Here is a 14127-nt window from a genome sequence, read left to right as displayed (position 1 = left end):
GCCTCTCCCCGCAAGCGGGGAGAGGCGAAGAAATCAGTCGAACAGGCTCGACACCGACTCTTCAGCGGCGGTGCGCGCGATCGCATCCGAGATCAGGCTGGCGATCGGCAGCGTACGGATGTTTGGCGCCTTGGTCACGGCTTCCGTCGGCAGGATCGAGTCGGTGATGACCAGCTCTTTCAGCCTCGAGCCGGCGATGCGGGCCGCGGCGCCGCCGGAGAGCACGCCGTGGGTGATGTAGGCGTAGACGTCCTTGGCGCCCTTGGCGATCAGCGCGTCGGCTGCGTTCACCAGCGTGCCGCCGGAATCGACGATGTCGTCGACCAGGATACAACTGTAGCCGGAGACGTCGCCGATCACGTTCATGACTTCGGATTCACCCGGACGTTCGCGGCGCTTGTCGACGATCGCGAGCGGGGTGTTGATGCGCTTGGCGAGGCCGCGGGCGCGGGCCACGCCGCCGACGTCGGGCGAGACCACCATCACCTTGCTGAGGTCGAAACGTTCGCGGATGTCGCGCACCATCAGGGGGGCCGCAAACAGATTGTCGGTCGGGATGTCGAAGAAGCCCTGGATCTGGCCGGCATGCAGGTCGAGCGTCATGACGCGGTCGACGCCGGCATGGGTGATCAGATTGGCGACGAGCTTGGCCGAGATGGGTGTGCGCGAACCGGACCGGCGGTCCTGCCTGGCATAGCCGAAATAGGGGATCACTGCGGTGATGCGGCGCGCCGAGGAGCGGCGCAGCGCGTCGGTGATGATCAGCAACTCCATCAGATTGTCGTTCGCCGGAAACGAGGTCGACTGGATGATGAAGGCGTCCGAGCCGCGGATGTTCTCCTGAACCTCGACGAAGATCTCCATGTCGGCGAAGCGCCGGACCACCGCTTTGGTCAGCGGCATGTCCAGGCCCTGCGCGATGGCCTGGGCGAGAGCCGGATTGGAGTTGCCGGAGACGAGCTTGATGGAGCCGTTCTTGGCCGACATGGACGCTTCCTCCCGCGCTTTGCTGGATACGACGTTCAACATCTAAAAATACCCGCTGGCAGCACGGTTACGACGGGCGAGGAAATATCAGGCGAGAGGCCGCAATGGCAACCCGGGATGCTACGTTTTCCCTCCGAAAATCCTGAGTCGGGCCAACGGCTTGGCTGGCAACTGAGCCCGTGGTTTAGCGGGGGTTATTGCTGGGCATAGCCGAGCGCCGTGGCCGGCATCTCCGGCACCGGAGCGTCCGGCGTCACGCTTGCCACGGCGGGGCCGCGCAGGCCGGGAACCGAGCCCGGCGCATCGGCCGGCCCACCGTTGATCATATTGGAAAGTCCGCTGAATCCGGCCTGGGCGATCTTCCGCAGCACGAGGTCGTCGGCGGCTTGCCACGGATCCTTTCCGCCCTTGGCCGCGGTCGGTTCCTCGCCGGAAAGGCGCAGTGCCCGCTGCTGGTTGGCGTCGTAGACGTCCCAGACCCAGGCGATCATGGTCTTGCCGCGCACGACTTGGGCGGAGAGGTAGCTGCGCACGCGGTAGGCAGCCGTCCCCTCGCGGGAGACGACCGAGAGGCTGCGCAGCTTGGATTCGCTGTCGAGCACGCCGACCATGCGATCGAACACCTGCGGCGGCGGTCCGTCGATCGACTCGAAGGCGACCGTCGCGCCGGAGCCGGCGCTCGGCGCCGCCATCGCGTAGGAATTGGCAGGGGCGTTGCCGCCGGCGCAGCCGGCGAGCGCAGTCGCTGCCGCCAGCAGCATGACCGCCAGCACGCGCGAGCCCGCACGGCGCAGAAAAGATGACGCTTCCCTCATTGAGGGCAGCGATATCGTTAAAATCGATTAAGGTCTAGGGCAGAGGCGACACAGGCCACTGTCATCGTGGCAGGGCATCATCGTGGCAGGGGCGATGCAAAGCATCGAACCCGGAATCTCGAGATTCCGGGTTGGGCTCTTCGAGCCGCCCCGGAATGACCGTCCTTAATGTTGCCTGTGTGTTCACCCTTCGAGCGCGATCGCGTGAACATGACGGCCGTAGTCCGGCTCCTTGCGATGCACTGAACGGCGATAGCTGAAGAAGCGTTCGTCCGCATATGTATCCAGGCCGAGGTCGTCGATCATCAGAATGCCGGCGGCTTCCAGCCGCTTGCGGATGAAGCCGGCGAGATCGAACATTGCGTGGCCCTCGCGCACCGACGGGATGAAGAACATCTTGTTATCCGCATCGGCCTCGATGAAACGCGCGACGAACTCGTTGCCGACCTCGTAGCTGTCCTGCCGGATCAAGGGGCCGATCGCGGCGATGATGCCGCTGCGCGTGGCGCCGAGTTTCTCCATCGCCAGAATCGTGGACTCCAGTACGCCGGTCAGCGCTCCCTTCCAGCCGGCATGCGCACCGCCGATGACGCGCGCTTGGGGATCGACGAACAGCACCGGACCGCAATCGGCGGTGGAAACGCCAAGTGCGATGCCGGGCGTCCTGGTCACCAGCGCATCCCCCTTCGGCCGCGGGCCGCTCGGCCAGGGCGTAGCGGCGACGAGGACGTCGGGCGAATGGATCTGATGCAGGCTGACGAAGCGGTCGGCTGCGACGCCGACATGCTCGGCCATGCGGCGGCGGTTCTCCGCGACGAGAGCCTGATCGTCGTTCGAGCCGAGCCCGCCGTTCAGCGCGGAATAGATTCCGTTGGAGACGCCGCCCTCACGCGTGAAGAAAGCATGGCGCAGGCCGGGCACCGCCGACAGCAGTGACGAGGTGAGCGTCATCAATTCCCTCCGGCCTGTTCGAGATCGCTGAGGCCGGCAATGCCTGACAGCCGCGGCTCGGAGATGCAGAGCACCTTGAACATCGCGCCCATGCCGCTGCGCCCCGTATCGGTGAGCCGCTTCAACGCCACGGAAATGTCGGTGGCGACCTCCGGTGTCGCCTTCTGCATCAGTGCCGCCGCGCGCGTGTCGATGCCGACGCGCTTGAGAAAGTCACCCTGTGTGACCGGTCCGTGCACGCGGGCGCCTACGTCCTCGGCGGCACGCGCCAGCGCCTGGAAGTCGACATGGGCGGTGACGTCGGCCTGGCCCGGCGCCTTCAGGGGATCGGTGAAGGAGTGGCGGGCGATAGCCTGAAAAGTATCGCCGGCATCGCTGCGCATATGGCCGTAGTCGATGATCAGTGCCGCGCCGTCCTGGTCGCGCACGCGCGTGGCGAGCTTCATGATCTCGGTATCGGGCCGCCATTCGAACACGGCGCCGACTGGTGCCGCCCGCACGAGAGACGGCAGCAGCACGTCGAAGCGTGGCGTCGGCTCGGATGCCGCGCCGAACTGGAGGTTACCGTTGGGATCGATCTCGATCACGCGTTCGTGCCAGCCGCCTTCGCGCTTCACCATCTGGTGGATCGGCAGCACGTCGAAATATTCGTTGGCGAGGATGATGCTAGGTCCGTCGGGCACGTCGTCGATGCTGTCGTGCCAGGCGATGTTGTTGCGTACGCCCGATAGCGTTGCGTTCTGCCGTTCGCGCAGGACGGGATTGACCTCGACCATGTGGATGTGAAGCGCCTGATAGAGCGGCGGCAACACGCGAAGCGCGCGCAGCGCATCCGCCATCATGGTGCCGCGGCCGGGGCCGAGCTCGATGAGCCGCAGGAATTGCGGTGAGCCCATCTGCTTCCAGACCGAGGCGGTCCACAGGCCCAAGAGCTCGCCGAACATCTGGCTGACTTCGGGCGAAGTGGTGAAGTCGCCTTCTCGCCCGAGCGGATCGCGCGAGACGTAATAGCCATAGCGCGGATGCATCAGGCACAATTCCATGTACCGCCAGACCGGCATGGGGCCTGAGGATTTGATCAGCGCCTTGATCTCGTCGAGCAGTGGCTGTTCGGTCACGATCTGTCTTCTCGAAATGAATTAACGAATGGCCTCGAGGGGCTTCGGCGCACCGCGCCTGACTGCCAATACAATAAGTACGCCGCCGACGATAAGCATCGGGATCGACAGCAGCATCCCCATGGTTAATCCGCCCCAGAGGTAGCCGAGCTGGACGTCCGGCTCGCGGAAATGTTCGCCGATGATCCGGGTCAGGCCGTAGATCAGGATGAAGCTGCCGAGGATGAGGCCCGGCCGCTTCAAGGCGCCGAGGCGGATCAACACCGCGAGCACGGCGAAGAGCAGGAGGCCCTCCATGCCCGCTTCATAGAGCTGGCTCGGATGGCGCGGCACGTCGCCGCCGGTCGGGAAGATCATGGCCCAGGGCAGGCTAGGGTCGGCGGGGCGGCCCCATAATTCGCCGTTGATGAAGTTGGTCAGCCGCACCAGGAAAATTCCGATCGGCGCGACGCCGCAGGTGATGTCGCCGAGCGACAGGATCGAGATGCCGTTCTTTCGGGCGAACCACATCACCGCCACGACGCAGCCGAGAAAGCCGCCGTGGAACGACATGCCGCCTTCCCACAATTTGAAGATAGCTGCCGGATGCTCGACGAAGAAGGGCAGATTGTAGAACAGCACGTAGCCGGTGCGGCCGCCGAGGATGATGCCGAGCGTCACCCATAGAATGAAGTCGTCGATCTGCACCAGCGAGATCGGCGCCGGCCCGCCCCACAGGCGCTGGTTCTTCAACAGCGAGCGCGCATAGAGCCAGCCGAAGGTGATCCCACAGATATAGCCGAGCGCGTACCAGCGGATCGCGAACGGGCCGATCTCGAGCGCGATCGGACTGAAGGATGGAAAGTCGATGAGCAGAAAGGGCATCGCGCCTTGGTTTCAAGAAGTGAAGTTTGGTGTGTGACCAGGACGAAGGTGCGCTCCCTCCCCCGCTTGCGGGGGAGGGTAGGGGAGAGGGTGCTTCCGCCGAAAGATTCCCAGCGTGGCGAGAGCCCCCACCCGGCGCTTCGCGCCGACCTCCCCCGCAAGCGGGAGAGGTGCACCGAGTTCGCGGATGCGCTGATCCATACTGCTCACACAAGATTGCGGCGATAGAGCGCCAGCAGGCGCTCCCAATGCCGTTCGGCGGCGTCGCGGTCATAGACCGGACGCTTGGGGAAGGCGAAGCCGTGATGGGTGCCGGGATAGATCTCGACCTCGGCCTTGGCGCCTTTCATGCCCTCCTTGACCTTCTCGATAATCTCCGGCGGCGCGTAGATATCGGTCTCGGCGCAGGCGAAATAGAGCTCGGCCTTGGTCTTGCCCGCCGCGAGATGCGGGCTGTCGTCCTGATCGGTCGCGAGCTGCACACCGTAGATCGAGGCGGCGGCCTTAACGCGATCGGGGAAATGCGTGGCAGCGTTGACGGCGTAGCGGCCGCTCATGCAATAGCCGACGGCGCCGACGATTTTTGTGTTCGCGGCCGTCTGGCCCTCGGCATATGCGAGCAGCGCGCGCGTGTCGTCCATGATCAGGGGAATAGTGAGCGAGCTCATCAGCGCGAACATGCGCTTGCGCTCGGGCGCGTTCGGGTCGGCCGGCAGTGCGCCGAGCTCCATCACGCCAGAGCGATAATAGAGGTTCGGCAGCATCACGTAATAGCCCGACGTCGCGAGCCGGCGCGCCATGTCGCGCAGCTCTTCACGGATCGCCGGCGCGTCCATGTAGAACAGGATGACCGGAAACGGTCCGCCGCGCTCCGGATGGACGATGAAAGTCGCGGTGTGGCCGTCCTTGGTGGGAATTGCGATCTGCTGCTCGATCATGTCTTGCGTTCCGCCTTGTGATTCTTGTTATGCAGGGACGTTGAATACGATTGCAAGGAAACCGGGGCATGACAAGGATACCGCCGCGTGGCCCTTGAACCGGCCTCCGCGGATTGCCATTGTCTTTTCGCGCGTTCGCGCAAAGTTTATCGAGGCCGCCAAGGGACCGATAAAGAGACCGATCAGGAGACCGACATGACCCAGACCACCAACCGGTTTTTCGACGAGATCGGCCGCATGATGAACGATGCCGCCGGTGCGGCCCAGGGCGTCAAGCGCGAGTTCGACACGGTGATGCGGACGCAGGCGGAGAAGTTCCTGCGCGACATGGATCTGGTCAAGCGCGAGGAGTTCGAGGCGGTCAAGGACATGGCCCGCCTGGCACGCGAGGAGAACGAGGCCCTCAAGGCGCGCATCGCAGCGCTGGAGGCCAAGCTCGGGGGGTAGGTTTCTTTGGTGTCATTCCGGATCGATGCGCAGCATCGAACGCGGAATCCGGAGATTCCGGGTTCGGCCGCTATCGCGACCGCCCCGGAATGACGGCAAACCCGGTCCACCCGGTAGCCCAATCTCCTTGTCATTTCCGCATCTTCCGGGTAAAAGCCCGCCAGTTCGTGGCCCCCGCACCCCTGGAGGCTTGCTGCGAACGATGCCATGGGCCGCGCTGCGGCCCATTAACTTTTGCAAAAACAAGGACTTAACGACATGGCGACGACCGTCAAGGAATTGAAGGCGACCGCACGTCCGAAGAGCGGCAAGGGGGCCGCCCGGGCTGAGCGTCGCGCCGGGCGAGTGCCCGGAGTGATCTATGGTAACAACCAGCCCCCCGTCACGATCTCGATCGAAGATCGCGAGCTGCGCCAGCGCATCCTTGCCGGCCGGTTCCTGACCACGCTGGTCGACATCGACCTCGAGGGCAAGAAGCACCGCGTGATTCCGCGCGATTACCACCTCGATCCGGTCAAGGACTTCCCGATCCACGTCGACTTCATGCGTCTCGGCGAAGGCGCCACCATCCGCATCAGCGTTCCGCTGCATGTGGTGAAGGCCGAAGGTTCGCCCGGCGTGAAGCGCGGCGGCACCGTCAACATCGTCGCCCACGCCATCGAGCTCGAATGCGGCGTCGAGAACATCCCGCAATACATCGAAGCCGATGTCGGCTCGCTGGAAATCGGCCACTCCTTGCATCTGTCGGACGTCAAGCTTCCGACCGGCGTCAAGGCGCTGACCCGCGAGGACGCGACCCTCGTCACCATCGTGCCGCCGTCCGGCTACGCCGAAGAGCAGAAGGCTGCGGCTGCGGCTGCTGCTGGTGGCGCGGCTCCGGGTGCTGCGGCTGCTCCGGCGGCTGGCGCTGCGGCTCCGGCCGCGGGTGCTGCTGCTCCGGCTGCGGCCGCCAAGGCCCCCGCCGGCGGCGACAAGAAGAAGTAATCTCTCAAAGCTGGCGCGCGGTCTCTGATCGCGCGCCGAGCGAGGGGCGCGCCGCGTCATGCGACTCTTTGTTGGGCTCGGCAATCCCGGCGCGAAATACGCACGTAACCGGCACAATATCGGCTTCATGGCCGTCGACGAGATTGCGCGGCGTCATGGCTTTGCGCCGTGGCGTCGCCGATTTCAGGGCGAGACCTCGGAGGGCACGCTCGGCACTGAGCGCGTGATCCTGCTCAAGCCCACGACCTACATGAACGATTCCGGCCGCAGCGTTCAGGAGGCTGCGAGCTTCTTCAAGATCGCGCCGGGCGACACCACGGTGTTTCACGACGAGCTCGAGCTGCCGCCGGGCAAGGTACGGGTGAAGATCGGTGGCGGCATCGCCGGCCACAACGGCCTGCGCTCGATCTCGGCGCATATCGGCAACGACTATCGCCGGGTACGGCTCGGCATTGGTCATCCCGGCGTCAAGGAGATGGTGCACGGCCATGTCCTGTCGGACTTCGCCAAGGCCGACAATGAGTGGGTGACGACGCTCTGCGATGCGGTGGCTGAGCACGCCGCACTGGTCGCCAAGGGCACGGACGCGACCTTCGCCAACAGGGTGCATCTTGCGATGCAGGCGAAGGGATTTTTGACCAAGGACGAGAACGGCAAGGAATAACGCTCGTGGGATTCAAATGCGGAATCGTCGGATTGCCCAATGTCGGCAAGTCGACCTTGTTCAATGCGCTGACCGAGACGGCCGCGGCGCAGGCCGCGAACTATCCGTTCTGCACCATCGAGCCGAATGTCGGCGAGGTCGCCGTGCCAGATCCGCGGCTCGACAAGCTCGCGGCGATCGCCAAATCGGGCCAGATCATTCCGACCCGGCTGACCTTCGTCGATATCGCCGGCCTCGTGCGCGGCGCTTCCAAGGGTGAAGGCCTCGGCAACCAATTCCTGGCCAACATCCGCGAGGTCGACGCCATCGCGCATGTCGTGCGCTGCTTTGAAGATTCCGACATCACCCATGTCGAAGGCAAGATCGCTCCGCTCGCGGACATCGAGACCATCGAGACCGAGTTGATGCTCGCCGACCTCGACAGCCTCGAGAAGCGCGTCGACAACCTGACCAAGAAGGCCAAGGGCAACGACAAGGACGCCAAGGAGCAGCTCGACCTCGTCAACCGCACGCTGGTGCTCCTGCGCGAAGGCAAGCCCGCGCGCCTCGTCGAGCGCAAGGTGGAAGAGGAGCGCGCGTTCGGCATGCTCGGCCTGTTGTCGTCGAAGCCCGTGCTCTATGTCTGCAACGTCGAGGAAGGTTCGGCCGCGACCGGCAACTCGTTCTCGAAGGCGGTGCAGGAGCAGGCCGCCAAGGAAGGCGCGGTAGCCGTCGTCATCTCCGCCAAGATCGAATCCGAGATCGCCACCATCTCGCGCGAGGAGCGCGCCGACTTCCTGGAGACCCTGGGTCTGGAAGAGGCCGGCCTCGACCGCTTGATCCGCGCCGGCTACACGCTGCTCGACCTCATCACCTATTTCACGGTGGGTCCGAAGGAAGCGCGCGCCTGGACCATCTATCGCGGCACCAAGGCGCCGGGTGCGGCCGGTGTGATCCACACCGACTTCGAGAAGGGCTTCATCCGCGCCGAGACCATCGCCTATGAGGATTACGTCGCGTTCAACGGCGAAGCCGGCGCCCGCGATGCCGGCAAGCTGCGGCTCGAAGGCAAGGAATACGTCGTCGCGGACGGCGACGTGATGCATTTCCGGTTCAATAACTAGCGCGTCGACGGCAGCGCCTATTCGTGCCTGCCTATTCGTCGTCGCGGAACTGCTTGACGACAGCCGCCGGGTTTCCGGCGACGACCAGGCGCGGGGCGATGTCCTCACGCACCACCGTTCCGGCACCCACGACCGAGTGGTCGCCGATCGTCACTCCCTTGAGCACGATTGAACGCGCGCCCACCCACACGTTGTCCCCGATGTGCACCGGCGCGATGGCCCGAGCAACCGCGGGCTCGTGCCGAAGCCGCGGGGGAAGGTTGTGAAAGTCCGTGTCGACGATGTCGCAGTCGCTGATCAAGCAGAACGACCCGATGTCGACCTTCTGCTCGCAGCCGATCCAGCAGCCGTTGAGCAAGGTGTCATTGCCGACCGTCACCTGGCCACGCCCGGTGATGAGCACGCGCTTGCCGATCCGGCAGTTCGCGCCGATCGACACCCGGACCCCGCGACCGAGCACCAGCCGACCTTTGAGCACGATCCCGGGTCCGAGCTGGAGTCGGCGCCCGTACCTTACCGTCAGCCAGGCGCGCCGACAGGCGAAGAACAAGAGCGCACCGGCCCGCAGCACCGGGTTCTCGATCTTGCGCACGACATTCGCTCCTGCCCCTTGTGGCGCACCGCGCCTCTTATGTCGGGCCGAGCCTGTCACCCGCGCGTAAATACGCGGTGAACAACGACGAAGGAAGCGTGCGTCGACGGCACCTGCGTCCTATCGCATCCCGCCGCCCTGATCCCGGATCGCGCCGAGATGCTCGTTGATGCGGAATACGATCAGGATCAATTCGGCGGCGATGCGTGAGAACACCACGCCAACGACGACGCCCGCGATCGATTCCAGCACCACCAGGAAGCCGGCGAACGGGCTGATCGCCATCGCGGTGAGACCGGCAAAAATTCCGGAGAGTCCGAACAGGCAGATCACGCCGATCACCAGCCAGTAGAAGGTCTTGATGATCGTCGGCGTGATGAAGCGGTCCCACTGAAACAGATCGCTGAATGAAAACATCTCTCTCCCCCGGGCAAATCGCGCCCCCGGCCGCGTCCATCCGACAATGAGGCAGGTCCGGCCCGACTCGCCGAATGTAGCATGAGCCATGCGGGCCGGCGGGTTGAGATTGCCGCAAAGTGCGGCCACAATCTGTCCTTCCCGCAAAGCTTTTCCAAGATGACCCTGACATTCGAAGATTTCCCGACCGGCCGGTATGGAACGTTCGGCCCGCGCCACGTCACCCGCGACGAGATCCTGGCCTTTGCCGCCGAGTTCGATCCGCAACCGATGCATCTGGACGAGGAGGCCGCCAGCAAGAGCATGCTGCGCGGCCTGTCCGGCTCGGGCTGGCACCTCTGCTCGCTGATGATGCGGATGATGGCCGATGGTTTCATTACCCGCGCCGCTTCGCTCGGATCTCCCGGGGTCGACGAGGTGCGTTGGCTCTCGCCGCTGAGGCCTGGTGACGACCTGACGCTCGATGTCGACGTGCTCGAGGCGCGCACGTCGAAGAGCAGACCCAACCTCGGCATCGTCAAGTTCAGATGCACGGTGCGCAACGCCAAGGGCGAAGCGCTGTGCGAGATGACCTCGCCGATCCTGATCGAGCGGCGCGCGGGAGCGGTCTGATGCGGTTCTTCGAGGATATCGAGATCGGCCATCGCCGCGAGATCGGCGCCTATCATTTCACGGCGGACTCCATCAAGACTTTCGCCGCCAAGTTCGATCCGCAACGTTTTCACCTCGACGAGGAGGAAGGCAAGAACTCGCTGTTCGGGGGGCTTGCGGCCTCCGGCTGGCATGTCGGCTCGGCCTGCATGAGCCTCCTTGTCGCCGACGGCCAGCGTCTGGCGCGCGAAGCCGCTGCGCGCGGCGAGGAGGTCGCGGTGTGGGGTCCGTCACCGGGCTTTCGCAACCTGCGCTGGATCAAGCCCGTGCTGGCCGATGACACGATCAGCTATGTCAGCGTCATCATCGACAAGCGCAGTTCCGCCTCGCGCCCAGGCTGGGGCATTCTGACCGCCCGCACCACCGGCACCAACCAGCGCGGCGAGGACGTCTATTCCATTACCGCCAGCGCCTTCGTGCCGATGCGGAAGGGCGCTTAGACCAGTTCCAGAATGAACGGACGAAAACGGGCGCGAGTGTTGCTCGCGCGCTATGGACGCGATTCAGGACGGCTGCCATAAGCCTCCCCGAGATGGCTGGCGCTCACGAAGCAGCTGCCGGAACCATCGAGTTGCTAACCAATTATGAACCTGTCGCTGTCTATTTGAACGAACTGGGCAGAGGACAGGGGACGAGGACAATGGCAGATCGCGGCGCACTCAAGCTGGTCGGATTTATCTTCGCTACCGCGACGCTGGCCGTGATGCTGGTGGCCGGCATGGTGGTGAAGGGCTATGCCGACGGCGCCTACACCCTGGAAGCCTCAGTGGTCGATGCGAGCCGTTAAGGGCTCGTTAATTCCTTAAGAGGCCGCAGCGCGGCCTCCGCCCTCAGCGGCTGTAGACGAACGCCAAGATCGCGACCGCAACAGCCAGCAGCCCGACAAAGCGCAGCATGATGGTCCCGAACTGGTTCGGTGCGGACCGCAGCGGTATCGGGTCCGCGTTATCGGGCCGAATGCTTTCCATTTGAAAATGTCCCTGAGGCCCGGCTGAAGGAAGCTGCGGGCGCTTGGCATTGGTCGCCGGGGCGGGGTGGAGGGTTCAACCCGCACTCTCTTCGCGGCCGCATCCAGCGCTGTCCTGCCCCGGCTTGACCGGGGCATCCAGTACGCTGCTGCGCCTTGGCTCAACCACAATCGTCTCTGGAATACTGGATCACCCGCTTTCGCGGGTGATGACACCTGTGTTGGCGAGACAGCGAGCACCCGTCACGCCCCCAGAATCAAAACCGCCGCGCCCCTTGCGGATCGCGGCGGCCGGGTGGTGCTTGGTGCGTATGATCAGCTGTTGCGCAGGCCGTCGGCGGCGCGCTTCCACTGCGCGACGTTGTCGGCGATCATGCGAGTCGACTTCATCGCGGCCTGGCTGAGCTGGGCGTAGCCCGAGATCTCGCGCTGGACGCGCTGGCCTTCGGCATGGAGCAGGTCGCGCAGGCTCTCGAGCTCGGAGATCAGATTCTCGATCTCGGCGAGCGAGGTGCCGGCGACGCGCTGGATCAGCGAGTTGACGTTGGTGACGGTGGCTTCCGCGCTCGGATCGAGCGGCGGCGCGTCGGTAGTGGTCGCCGTTGCCGGCCGGCGCAGATAGGCGATGTCGTTGCGGACGAAATCGCGGATGCCGGCCTCGACTTCAGTCACGGCGGCGAGGTTGCTGTCGACCGTCTCGGTCTCGGTGGCGGCTTCGGTCTTTTCCGGACGCATGGCGTTCATCGTTGTTCCCCTGTTCGCGTTGAGCGCAGCGCGAGTGTCCCCCGCACGACGATGTGTGTCAGCTCGGTGCATCTGTGCGTCGGATTTTGACCGCAACGGGGCCGAGATGCGGCAAGGGCGGACCATTCGGGGGTTTTGCCGTGGCGTATGGTTACGGGAGTCTAAAGAAAGCTCACCAGCTCTTCTTGAAGCCCGCCGTCAGGCTCTTGTTGATCGCGCCTTGCGAGGTTTCGCCGACCGAGCCGGAGACGGTGACGTTGTCGAACAGCTTCTGCTCGGCGCCGACCTTGCGCAGCCATTTGTCGTCGCTGGTCGACATGGTCTGGCCGGCGCTGATGCTGGTGCCGGTGTCGGTGATCTCGACCTTGGCGGATTGGTCGGTCCCGTAATTGCGGGTGATGTGCCCGCCGACGCCGGGCAGCGCCGTGGTGCCCTGCTGATTGACGCTGTAACCGTTCTGGAGCGTCAGCGAATAATCGCTCGACAGCGGCACCGATTTGGTCAGCGACGCTCCGAGCTTGCTCTGTTCAGAGCCGGGATCGACGCGGGCTTCGACCGCCGTCTTGTCCCAGATCGCGCCCGCACCCGGCGCGGTCGCCGCGGCCCAGGCGCTGCCGGAGGATTGCGGCAGGTTGCCGCCATTTTCGGCCTTCTGCGCCAGCAGCTCCGACATCGTGGTCGGCTCTTTTGCCACCGTCATGTCAGCGCCGACGCGGGTGTCCCAGAACGAGGAGACCGACTGCTTCACCGTCACGGCCGAGGAGCCGTTGGCGTTGGCATTGGACGACCAGTTCATGCCGTTATTGGCGGCGGCCTGCGCGCGCTTCTTGGCGGCGATGATGTCGTTCAGCGTGCCGGCGTCGATGGCAAGCTGGCTCCAGTCGAGCTTGTCGACGTCGATACCTTTGAGCACGTCGGCGTCATTGACGTCGGGGGCCTCGGCGACCTCGGCCTCCTCATCGTCCGGCGTGGCCGCAGCGGGGGTGGGGGCGGGGGAGAAGGGCGGAATGATCTGCGCCTGGGCCGTCAGCGCCGAGCCGAAAATGAACACGGCCGCCAGCAGCAGCCTGCTCCAGCCAAAACCTGTCGTGAATTCCATTGCCTTGCCCGCAAGCCCAGTTCGCGCACAGGATGCGGCGCTATCGTTGCAAAATTGTGGCGCCGGCACCACTCCAGATAACGAACCAACGGGCCGCGCGGGAAAGCGCGCGCCCGATGACGAGCATCTCCGCGACGGCATCCGGCGGGGCTGGAGGCCAGGACAAAATCGCGGGAGCATCGATCGATCGGCCCCGAACTCTCGGAGCCCGTTGGTGTCCCCCTCAGCCGACGCTGGTCATCTTTGGCAGATGAATGGCGCGGCCGAGTGCCTGTTCGACCAGATCGAAAGTGTCGATCAGCACACGCATGTTGATGAGCCGGTCCGCTCTGAACTGGGCGAACTGCGCGACGCGCAAGCTGATCGGCTTGTCGGAATCCAGCGCCGTGAGCGAATAGCGCAGCATCGACGAGGCGGAATCGATGCCCAGCATGATGCTCTCGCGGTCGAAACGGCGGACGTGGAAATTGTCGGCGAGCTGGCGGATGACCTGGAGCACCGCCGCCTTGCCCTGGCGTGCGCCCAGGAACGGAAACATGTCGATCGGGCCGTAGACCGCCCAGTCGACGTCCTCGTCGATCAGGGCCTCGATATCCTCGAAATGCCGGTCGTTGATCGCGCGGTGCAACGCGCGCGAGAAACGCCAGAGGCTGTGCTCTGTCATTTTGGGCAGTCCTGAAGCTGGCTAGCGGAAAAAACGGAAAACAACCCCATGCACCGTAATGTGCCCCGGGGCCGCTGAACTCATTTGTATGCGAACAAAGTACGGGATTTCGGCCAAAACGC

At 64.6% G+C, this 14127-nt stretch carries 19 protein-coding genes; 7 read left to right on the top strand and 12 right to left on the bottom strand.

Translation table 11 applies throughout. From position 1 onward, the window contains the following. Positions 1-33: 33 nt before the first annotated feature. The 6 genes from ACWAT4_RS34920 to ACWAT4_RS34895 form a co-directional block, all read right to left on the bottom strand. Positions 34-987 (bottom strand): ribose-phosphate pyrophosphokinase, encoded by a 954-nt coding sequence (locus tag ACWAT4_RS34920; protein WP_212297053.1) that lies wholly within the window; start codon positions 985-987, stop codon positions 34-36. Positions 988-1181: 194 nt separating this feature from the next. After that, the gene (locus ACWAT4_RS34915) at positions 1182-1802 is read right to left on the bottom strand and encodes a hypothetical protein (protein WP_212427303.1); all 621 of its coding nucleotides are present in this window, start codon (positions 1800-1802) and stop codon (positions 1182-1184) included. 183 nt (positions 1803-1985) lie between these two features. Continuing rightward, positions 1986-2753, bottom strand: a complete 768-nt coding sequence (gene pgeF, locus ACWAT4_RS34910; protein WP_212427304.1) for a peptidoglycan editing factor PgeF — start codon at positions 2751-2753, stop codon at positions 1986-1988. Next, the gene (locus ACWAT4_RS34905; RefSeq protein WP_212427305.1) at positions 2753-3871 is read right to left on the bottom strand and encodes a class I SAM-dependent methyltransferase; all 1119 of its coding nucleotides are present in this window, start codon (positions 3869-3871) and stop codon (positions 2753-2755) included. Before ACWAT4_RS34905 ends, pgeF begins: the two co-directional genes overlap by 1 nt. 21 nt (positions 3872-3892) lie before the next feature. After that, a complete protein-coding gene (lgt, locus tag ACWAT4_RS34900) occupies positions 3893-4735 on the bottom strand; it encodes a prolipoprotein diacylglyceryl transferase (RefSeq protein WP_212297049.1) in 843 nt (280 codons plus the stop codon). 206 nt (positions 4736-4941) lie between these two features. After that, positions 4942-5673: a dienelactone hydrolase family protein gene (locus tag ACWAT4_RS34895; RefSeq protein WP_212446537.1), complete on the bottom strand. Its 732-nt coding sequence runs from the start codon at positions 5671-5673 to the stop codon at positions 4942-4944. Between the two features lie 195 nt (positions 5674-5868). On the opposite strand from ACWAT4_RS34895, the gene ACWAT4_RS34890 reads away from it, so the two are divergent. The 4 genes from ACWAT4_RS34890 to ychF all read left to right on the top strand — a co-directional run bounded on the left by ACWAT4_RS34890 (position 5869) and on the right by ychF (position 8871). Further along, positions 5869-6120 carry an accessory factor UbiK family protein gene (locus ACWAT4_RS34890; protein ID WP_027534243.1) on the top strand — a complete coding sequence of 84 codons (252 nt, stop codon included), beginning with the start codon at positions 5869-5871 and terminating at the stop codon, positions 6118-6120. Positions 6121-6378: 258 nt separating this feature from the next. Then, positions 6379-7104 (top strand): 50S ribosomal protein L25/general stress protein Ctc, encoded by a 726-nt coding sequence (locus ACWAT4_RS34885; protein ID WP_212297046.1) that lies wholly within the window; start codon positions 6379-6381, stop codon positions 7102-7104. 58 nt (positions 7105-7162) lie between these two features. Further along, complete coding sequence (pth, locus tag ACWAT4_RS34880) at positions 7163-7768, top strand: aminoacyl-tRNA hydrolase (protein ID WP_212297045.1); 606 nt, start codon at positions 7163-7165, stop codon at positions 7766-7768. A gap of 5 nt (positions 7769-7773) precedes the next feature. Then, a complete protein-coding gene (ychF, locus tag ACWAT4_RS34875) occupies positions 7774-8871 on the top strand; it encodes a redox-regulated ATPase YchF (RefSeq protein ID WP_212297044.1) in 1098 nt (365 codons plus the stop codon). A 31-nt stretch (positions 8872-8902) separates the two neighbouring features. Here ychF and ACWAT4_RS34870 read toward each other — a convergent pair whose 3' ends face one another. After that, a complete protein-coding gene (locus ACWAT4_RS34870; RefSeq protein ID WP_349629535.1) occupies positions 8903-9463 on the bottom strand; it encodes an acyltransferase in 561 nt (186 codons plus the stop codon). A 120-nt stretch (positions 9464-9583) separates the two neighbouring features. Beyond that, on the bottom strand, positions 9584-9880 hold the full coding sequence (locus ACWAT4_RS34865; protein WP_092230128.1) for a DUF4282 domain-containing protein: 297 nt from the start codon (positions 9878-9880) through the stop codon (positions 9584-9586). A gap of 159 nt (positions 9881-10039) precedes the next feature. On the opposite strand from ACWAT4_RS34865, the gene ACWAT4_RS34860 reads away from it, so the two are divergent. The 3 genes from ACWAT4_RS34860 to ACWAT4_RS34850 all read left to right on the top strand — a co-directional run bounded on the left by ACWAT4_RS34860 (position 10040) and on the right by ACWAT4_RS34850 (position 11318). Then, entirely contained in the window at positions 10040-10492 is a 453-nt protein-coding gene (locus tag ACWAT4_RS34860; protein WP_212297420.1) for a MaoC family dehydratase, read from the top strand. Further along, positions 10492-10971 (top strand): MaoC family dehydratase, encoded by a 480-nt coding sequence (locus ACWAT4_RS34855; protein ID WP_212427309.1) that lies wholly within the window; start codon positions 10492-10494, stop codon positions 10969-10971. The genes ACWAT4_RS34860 and ACWAT4_RS34855 overlap by 1 nt, the downstream gene beginning before the upstream one ends. Before the next feature lie 200 nt (positions 10972-11171). Beyond that, entirely contained in the window at positions 11172-11318 is a 147-nt protein-coding gene (locus ACWAT4_RS34850) for a hypothetical protein (RefSeq protein ID WP_167561217.1), read from the top strand. Between the two features lie 43 nt (positions 11319-11361). Here the strand turns inward: ACWAT4_RS34850 and ACWAT4_RS34845 are convergent, their stop codons facing one another. The 4 genes from ACWAT4_RS34845 to ACWAT4_RS34830 form a co-directional block, all read right to left on the bottom strand. Beyond that, complete coding sequence (locus ACWAT4_RS34845) at positions 11362-11499, bottom strand: hypothetical protein (protein WP_212297040.1); 138 nt, start codon at positions 11497-11499, stop codon at positions 11362-11364. Between the two features lie 314 nt (positions 11500-11813). Next, positions 11814-12242: a hypothetical protein gene (locus ACWAT4_RS34840; protein ID WP_212297039.1), complete on the bottom strand. Its 429-nt coding sequence runs from the start codon at positions 12240-12242 to the stop codon at positions 11814-11816. 172 nt (positions 12243-12414) lie between these two features. Then, positions 12415-13341 (bottom strand): hypothetical protein, encoded by a 927-nt coding sequence (locus ACWAT4_RS34835; protein WP_449729215.1) that lies wholly within the window; start codon positions 13339-13341, stop codon positions 12415-12417. A 223-nt stretch (positions 13342-13564) separates the two neighbouring features. Beyond that, complete coding sequence (locus tag ACWAT4_RS34830) at positions 13565-14005, bottom strand: nuclear transport factor 2 family protein (protein WP_212297037.1); 441 nt, start codon at positions 14003-14005, stop codon at positions 13565-13567. Positions 14006-14127 lie beyond the last annotated feature (122 nt).

The sequence above is a fragment of the Bradyrhizobium sp. T-1 genome (assembly GCF_053592855.1).
The sequence above is the reverse complement of the archived record's forward strand: the minus strand, read 5'-3'. Positions and strand labels throughout refer to the sequence as shown.

Bases quoted from the DNA above. Each gene is read 5' to 3' on its own strand.
- ACWAT4_RS34920 (WP_212297053.1), bottom strand. From the start codon at position 987: ATGTCGGCCAAGAACGGCTCCATCAAGCTCGTCTCCGGCAACTCCAAT.
- ACWAT4_RS34915 (WP_212427303.1), bottom strand. From the start codon at position 1,802: ATGAGGGAAGCGTCATCTTTTCTGCGCCGTGCGGGCTCGCGCGTGCTG.
- pgeF (WP_212427304.1), bottom strand. From the start codon at position 2,753: ATGACGCTCACCTCGTCACTGCTGTCGGCGGTGCCCGGCCTGCGCCAT.
- lgt (WP_212297049.1), bottom strand. From the start codon at position 4,735: ATGCCCTTTCTGCTCATCGACTTTCCATCCTTCAGTCCGATCGCGCTC.
- ACWAT4_RS34895 (WP_212446537.1), bottom strand. From the start codon at position 5,673: ATGATCGAGCAGCAGATCGCAATTCCCACCAAGGACGGCCACACCGCG.
- ACWAT4_RS34890 (WP_027534243.1), top strand. From the start codon at position 5,869: ATGACCCAGACCACCAACCGGTTTTTCGACGAGATCGGCCGCATGATG.
- ACWAT4_RS34885 (WP_212297046.1), top strand. From the start codon at position 6,379: ATGGCGACGACCGTCAAGGAATTGAAGGCGACCGCACGTCCGAAGAGC.
- pth (WP_212297045.1), top strand. From the start codon at position 7,163: ATGCGACTCTTTGTTGGGCTCGGCAATCCCGGCGCGAAATACGCACGT.
- ACWAT4_RS34865 (WP_092230128.1), bottom strand. From the start codon at position 9,880: ATGTTTTCATTCAGCGATCTGTTTCAGTGGGACCGCTTCATCACGCCG.
- ACWAT4_RS34860 (WP_212297420.1), top strand. From the start codon at position 10,040: ATGACCCTGACATTCGAAGATTTCCCGACCGGCCGGTATGGAACGTTC.
- ACWAT4_RS34855 (WP_212427309.1), top strand. From the start codon at position 10,492: ATGCGGTTCTTCGAGGATATCGAGATCGGCCATCGCCGCGAGATCGGC.
- ACWAT4_RS34850 (WP_167561217.1), top strand. From the start codon at position 11,172: ATGGCAGATCGCGGCGCACTCAAGCTGGTCGGATTTATCTTCGCTACC.
- ACWAT4_RS34845 (WP_212297040.1), bottom strand. From the start codon at position 11,499: ATGGAAAGCATTCGGCCCGATAACGCGGACCCGATACCGCTGCGGTCC.
- ACWAT4_RS34840 (WP_212297039.1), bottom strand. From the start codon at position 12,242: ATGAACGCCATGCGTCCGGAAAAGACCGAAGCCGCCACCGAGACCGAG.
- ACWAT4_RS34835 (WP_449729215.1), bottom strand. From the start codon at position 13,341: ATGGAATTCACGACAGGTTTTGGCTGGAGCAGGCTGCTGCTGGCGGCC.
- ACWAT4_RS34830 (WP_212297037.1), bottom strand. From the start codon at position 14,005: ATGACAGAGCACAGCCTCTGGCGTTTCTCGCGCGCGTTGCACCGCGCG.